The sequence below is a fragment of the Bacillus sp. 05T31 genome, from assembly GCF_056396725.1.
In genome coordinates this window covers 1-6,894 of sequence record NZ_JBFTMA010000183.1, presented here as the reverse complement: position 1 = coordinate 6,894, position 6,894 = coordinate 1, and the positions used below count along the sequence as shown (strand labels likewise).

5 protein-coding genes and 1 pseudogene are annotated in these 6,894 nt (G+C 34.8%); 3 read left to right on the top strand and 3 right to left on the bottom strand.

Annotated features, from left to right (window positions below; all coding sequences use genetic code 11):
* Positions 1-330: 330 nt before the first annotated feature.
* Positions 331-1,179, bottom strand: a complete 849-nt coding sequence (locus AC1DJR_RS13355; RefSeq protein WP_477002790.1) for a MerR family transcriptional regulator — start codon at positions 1,177-1,179, stop codon at positions 331-333.
* Positions 1,180-1,258: 79 nt separating this feature from the next.
* On the opposite strand from AC1DJR_RS13355, the gene AC1DJR_RS13350 reads away from it, so the two are divergent.
* Both AC1DJR_RS13350 and AC1DJR_RS13345 read left to right on the top strand, forming a co-directional pair.
* Positions 1,259-1,891, top strand: a complete 633-nt coding sequence (locus tag AC1DJR_RS13350) for a GNAT family N-acetyltransferase (protein ID WP_429692116.1) — start codon at positions 1,259-1,261, stop codon at positions 1,889-1,891.
* Positions 1,892-2,090: 199 nt separating this feature from the next.
* Positions 2,091-2,696 (top strand): DedA family protein, encoded by a 606-nt coding sequence (locus AC1DJR_RS13345; RefSeq protein ID WP_429687042.1) that lies wholly within the window; start codon positions 2,091-2,093, stop codon positions 2,694-2,696.
* A gap of 157 nt (positions 2,697-2,853) precedes the next feature.
* Here the strand turns inward: AC1DJR_RS13345 and AC1DJR_RS13340 are convergent, their stop codons facing one another.
* The gene (locus AC1DJR_RS13340; protein WP_477002789.1) at positions 2,854-4,410 is read right to left on the bottom strand and encodes a fatty acid--CoA ligase; all 1,557 of its coding nucleotides are present in this window, start codon (positions 4,408-4,410) and stop codon (positions 2,854-2,856) included.
* 229 nt (positions 4,411-4,639) lie between these two features.
* Positions 4,640-6,130 carry a coproporphyrinogen III oxidase gene (locus AC1DJR_RS13335; protein ID WP_002010930.1) on the bottom strand — a complete coding sequence of 497 codons (1,491 nt, stop codon included), beginning with the start codon at positions 6,128-6,130 and terminating at the stop codon, positions 4,640-4,642.
* Positions 6,131-6,401: 271 nt separating this feature from the next.
* Here AC1DJR_RS13335 and AC1DJR_RS13330 point away from each other — a divergent pair.
* Positions 6,402-6,894, top strand: a pseudogene (locus tag AC1DJR_RS13330) (hypothetical protein); the annotation flags it as partial.

Here is a 6,894-nt window from a genome sequence, read left to right as displayed (position 1 = left end):
GTTTACGCTGGCGTAAACTTAGACGGTACATTCAACTCTTATCCAGAAGCTGCGGAATACCTTGATGAAGAAGGTTTCTCACGCAAATAATACGTTCCTTACTACTAAAGAGGGCCGTCCCAGTTTTTYTGGGGATGGCCCTCTTTTTATTAATAGGTAGGCTATCATTGTCTTATTTTGTAGTTAAGCCGATATCCTTTGTCGAAACGTCGATATATGTAGAGTTGTGTTCGATATAATTTCATGCACTGTTGCAATTTAACCCAATAAGAACATAAATCCATTTCGAAATTAGGCTTTTTGGGCAGTCCCATCCMTAAAWTTATGGMATCAAAACTTCTTATTYTCACTATCCCCTATAAAAATYTGAATTTGACAACTATAAGACTCAGTATTAAAAAAATCATTAACTAACTCTACTTCAATAAAACTCGCCACTTCTATATTATTTTCTTTTATATATTTAATTATAGTATTTCGACGTTCTTCTTCATTTTCTTTACTATACGCTAATGTTACATATTTCCCGCCCSGTAATACTTTTATATTTKGCATCTCTTCCATATGTACATGATCTTGTACTTTATTAAAAACATACTTTGGTTCTACATCCCACTTTTCATTGACATTATATAGAATACCCATTTCCATTGACATCTTATCTTCATACTCTTGAATGATTTTCTCTAAATTAGAATAATACAGTAACTCTTGTAAACTCCCCACTTCTTTGCATGGCGCTACAATCACATTCCGCTGCTCAAAGAACTGAATACACACTTCATCACCTTTTAATATTTCCTGTGAACTCCCTACTTTCTCATTTAACCCATCAATCGTTTCCATTACCTCTTTCATTTTCTTTATATGCTCTTCCGCTTCCTCTCTCTTTAATTGTAAAAATTGCAGCAATTTATCCATATCACATTCCTTAAAAATCTCTTGAAGTTCTACTATACTGGTATTCAACTCTCTACAGCTTTTTATAATATCAATGTGAATGAATTGATCTATAGAATAATATCTATATCCTGTTGATTCATCAACATGTTTTGGAATAAGAATCCCCATCTTATGATAGTACCTTAACGCTTTTATCGTAATATCCTTTATTTTTGCAACTTCTCCAATAGAAAATAATGTTTTCACCTGAATCTCTTCCTTTTTATTTTTTCGCATGCAACTATTGACTCTCCCCTTAGAGGAGACATTACTATTTATAATAAGTCATTTACATTAATAAAGGGAGTATACGATTATGAACACAGTAAAATATAGAAATCTTGTCAAAGAAGACTATGAGCCTATAAAACATTTAATTGGTGAGGCATTTGGATTTAATGAATTCATTACAGATAAAAAATTTTTAAATTCAATATTAAACTTCTACCTACACAGTTGCATTTTAGGAAGCTCCTTTAGTAAGGTAGCTGAAAACGATAATAAAATTATCGGTGTCATTTTAGGCGATTCCGAAAAAGATAAAAACCGTTTAAAGAGATTCCATAATAATGTTAGCTTTGCCTTTAACACGCTGAAACTATTCATGACGAATAAAGAGAATAGAGAGTTTTTAAAAGCATTTATAAAAGTTCAAAAAACATATAAAGAACTAATTCAAGGAAAAGAAGATCATTTTCAAGGCTGTATACAATTATTCATCGTATCCGAAGAATCTAGAGGTCTTGGAGTTGGGAAATCTTTATTAAATCATTTATTCCAATACATGACAAAAGAAGAAGTGACATCTTTATATTTATATACAGATAATGAATGCAACTATGAATTTTATGACAGACAAAACTTCCAACGTATACAAGAAAAAGCAGTTAATTTTGGACCAAAAGAAGAAGATTTCAACGTATTTTTGTACCGCTATAACTTTAACTAATAGTAACATTTACACTTCAATGCTCTTTGCTAATTAGCAAAGAGCTATATTAAGTATGATATCACTCGCGAGTGGTTGTCAAAAAATCATACTAGCTTAAATCCTCCAGCCAAACTCTTCTACTACTATTGTTTCAGTTCGATTAGCGTGAAAAAGAGGAAGCTGTGTAACAACTTCAATTTAAAAAGGAGCACACAACATGGAATGGATTCACGAATTATTTCAGCAATATGGGTATTATGTCGTACTTGTCGGATTACTATTAGAATATATTGCTCTACCGTTTCCAGGAGAGCCAACATTAGCCTATGCAGGATTTTTATCACATCAAGGTGATTTGAGTTTACCAATTTTAATTGTTTTATCCTTTATCGGGACAAGCGTAGGTATGACATTCCAATACTTTTTAGGAAATAAACTTGGCATGCCTTTCATTCAGAAATACGGGAAATATGTATTTTTAACAGAACGAAAAATTAATTTAACGAAAATGTGGTTTGATAAATACGGATATTTTCTAATCTTTATCGCCTTTTTCATTCCAGGCGTCCGCCACTTTACAGGATACTTTGCAGGAATTATCAACTTACCGTTTCGCCGCTTTGCGATGACAATTTATTCAGGTGCCCTATTTTGGGTATCCTTCTTCCTAATCGGTGGTTACTGGTTAGGGGAAAACTTAGAAGATATATTCATCGTACTTGAACAACACATTTGGAAAATTATCTTCGGTATTATTATCATTACGCTAATCACCCGATTTCGCAAAAAAATAAAACATGTGATTTTAAAAGGTATAAATTAAATCTTTCATCAACAAACTTATATGCGTACAAGAATAATAAAAAGCGGGGACACATAGTCTCCACTTTTTATATACAGCCCGTTCTCAAACTAAAAACACAAGAGCTTGACACTATTTCCTTATTAAGAAAGATAGTCTTATTTGTAAAGATAGCTCCCTATTTTTTCGCGCCTTTCAACGACTCTCTCAACACAAATTTTTGTAATTTTCCGCTCGCATTACGAGGAAGTTCATCTACAAATAAGTAATGACGCGGACGTTTATAATCTGCTAATTCATCACTTTCTTTACAATACGTTTCTAAATCGACTTCTGAAATATTTTCATCTTTCTTTACAACGACCGCAACGACACGCTCTCCCCACAGTTCATCTGGCTCACCAAGTACTGCAACATCTAATACACCAGGGTGACTATGAAGGAAATCTTCAATTTCGCGAGGATAAATATTTACRCCACCGCTAATTACCATATCRTCAACGCGATCTGCAACGAATAAATARCCGTCTTTATCGAAGTATCCTAAATCACCAGAATGATACCATCCTTTATACATCGATTTTGCATTTGCTTCTTCTCGGTTATGATATCCAGCCATCATAGTTGGGCCGCGCAAAATAATTTCTCCTACTTCATAAGGAGGCAACATATCATCTGGCTCTGCTGGTGCATCTTCGTTCGGTTTCACAATTCGAATTTCATGGCTAAAGCATGGTGTTCCTGCTGAGCCAGCTTTCGTAATCTGATCCTCTTCTACAAGAAACGCAACTACTGGTCCCATTTCTGTCATTCCGTAAATTTGAACAAGATCAATATAAAGGCGTTCTTTGCATTCCTTCACTAACGCTGGAGCCATCGCAGCCCCGCCATATACACCAATCTTCATCGAAGTTAAATCATACTTAGTTAAATCTTTTTGCAGTAACATATTCCACATCGTCGGTGCAGCAAAAAACGTCGTAATCTTCTCTTCTTGAATCGTATGTAATACTCTATCCGTATCAAAATGGTGCAAAATAACATTCTTTCCACCAACTTGAATACGCGGTATGATTCCAGCGTTTAACTCGCCGCAATGATATAAAGGTGCTACCACAAGCCCGGCGCTATCCCTGTTATATTTTATGAAATACGTACAAATCATACTATGCTCAGCCATATCACGRTGGCGATGTAGTACACCTTTCGGATGACCMGTCGTACCGCTCGTATAAAGCATAGAACAAWAATCCATTTCATCKACTACAATATCTACTTTTTCAGCTGATGCTTCATTTACTTTTTCATGGTAAGAACTAGCATAGGAAGGTGCATCGTCTTCYACRTACCAAAAAGACGAATTTGGAAAATCTCGTTCAATCATAGCAACTGTTGATTCGACTGCTTTTTCAAAGAYAACTACTTTCGAGGCTGCATCTTGTAGGATATACGATAATTCTTTTGCTTTTAAGCGGAAATTAATTGGATTGAAGATCGCGCCAATTTTCGCACAGGCTAAGTAAACGTTTACAAATTCACGACAGTTATATAGGTAAACAGATACACAATCTCCCTTTCTTACTCCTTCTTTCAATAGAGCTTGCGCCGTTTTATTTATTTGCTCATCCCACTGTTTATATGTCCAACGAATATTTTTTTCTGGTTCTACTAACGCCTCTTTATTCGGATACTTGCCAACTGCCAAATCAAAAATTCTCCCTATCGTCATGTACATGCCAACAATTTCCCCCTTTTCTCTTTCATAAATCTATCATTTCGTCTATAAGTAGACATTGTCCTCTAATAATATGACTAATTTTTCTGATTATTATCGACATAGTTTTACAAATGGACCGTTTGATGGTAAATGAAATTATATCGGCGATTTTTGAATATATCGACTTACCGACAAAAACTGACAATATAAAAAGAGGCTGTTCCAAATCGGAACAACCCCCTTCTTCTTACACGAATAGCTCTTCTAAAATTTTCAGTTTATCTTCTGTATATTTCACGAAGCCATCGTTATATGATTTTGGATCTTTCGGATTCGCAAAGTGTGTAATTGCTCCTGTTTGTGGGTGAACAAATTTACTTGATGCCCCGCAACCAAGTCCGATAATCGATTGTACTTCTTCCATAATAACAATATTGTAGATACTTTCTTGCGTCGGTATTGCATACCCAACGTTTTCTAAGTTACCTAAAATATTCTTTTGACGATATAAATAGTATGGTACGTAATTATGGTTCTTCGTCCACTCTTCCGCCTCATGCATCATCGCAGTAATTTCTTCGCGACCTGCTACTTTATATTTACGTTTGTTTTGCGTCATTTCAGAAGCACGTTTAAATGATAACGTATGAACTGTTAACGATTCTGGCATTAACTTTTCTGTTTCATCTAACGTGTGCTTGAAGATGTCTAATCCTTCACCAGGAAGACCAATAATTAAATCCATATTAATATTGTTCATTCCCATTTCACGTGCTAAATGATACTTCTCAATCGTTTCTTCTACAGTGTGATGACGTCCAATTGCCTTTAGTGTTTCTTGGTGGTATGACTGCGGATTAATACTAATACGGTCAATATTCCATTTATTTAACACTTCTAGCTTTGCTGGTGTGATCGTATCTGGGCGACCTGCCTCAACTGTTACTTCACGTACATCTTTCACATCAGGGAAAGCTTGGTACATTTCTTCATACAACATATCCATCTCTTCTGCTGTAATACTCGTCGGTGTACCGCCGCCGTAATAAATCGTCGTAACTGTAACACCTTTTTCTTTTAAAAACTTACCAATTTCACGAACTTCATAATGTAACCCGCCTAAGAACGAATCAACTGATCCTTGGCGTCCGTTAATTGCATAAGCCGGGAACGTACAGTACGCACATTTTGTAGGACAAAACGGAATACCGATGTAAATACTTACTTCTTCTTTCAAGCGGTATAAATCCGGAACAACCGCTAATTGGCAATCAACAATACGCTGAAGAAGTTCAATTTTCTCTTCATGAATTAAATAACTTTCACGAAGTTCTTTATGCGCTTCTTCTTTTGACATACCATTTTGAAGCAGTTTGTGAAGAAGTTTCGTTGGGCGTACCCCAGTTAATATTCCCCAGCTCTGTTCAAGTCCAGTTAGCTGTTGAAGTACAGAAAGATATACGTAAGAAACAACATGTTTCACTTGCTTCATACGTTCTTTTTCTTCTGTGAAAGCAGATAAATCTTTTGCGAATGTTTCTTCATATACATTTCCGGTTGCAACATCTGTTAAACGAGCTGATGCTGTCACATTACCTTCTATCTGTATATCAACGATAAGATTTGCTTCTTCTTTCTCAAACCCTATCGTGCTCTCTTCAAAAAATAAACCGCCAATATTTTGTAGCGGACGTAAAAAACGATCATCTTGTAACGTTTTAATTGAAATTAACAACATTATCACCTTTTCATTTGCAAACTCTCTTTAGTTTACTTGAAGGGCGTTTGAAGGTCAATACAGAAGGTTTTACCTTATCCTCTTATACTTTCCCATTATTCCGAAATTCACAATATTTATTTTTGTAAATATTGTTCTAGATGTATAGACACCTTACTTTACTCTTGTTAAAATCTATGTGTAATCAAGTATTAGAACTTGGTAATAAATAAAAATGTATAAAGGAGGAATATTAACACGATATACAAACTCTAACGTGTTAAAAACAATTATGAAAAAAAACTTTTACAATATTTTGAGCCTCTCTCTTGCCGTACAAACTTTTATAGCACCTACTTATTCATTCGCAGAGAGTGCAGAAAAATCCGTGGAAATATATACCGATGAACAAGCTTTAAAAAGTATTGAAGAACATGCCAAACAGCATAGAGATCATGAAGAGACTAATATTGAAATTGCTGGTGAATACCTTCTTTACGTATTAAATAAAATCCCATCATACGGATCAAGCGATTAAAAAAACAAAACAAATGTAGAAATTACAGAACAAGTAGTAATGGCGACAAAGAAAAAAGGAAATGCATACTACATACAAACTACATCTGGATCTGGATGGCTACATAACATCGATAATAGTTTAGAAGTACAAGAGATTCATAAACTCTCTAATCAAAAATTAATCGTGAAAGAAGAAGCTTCCATACATTCATTCCCTTTCCAGTCGTTTAAAGAAGAGAGTAAACTACAGCCACAAGTAATTACTC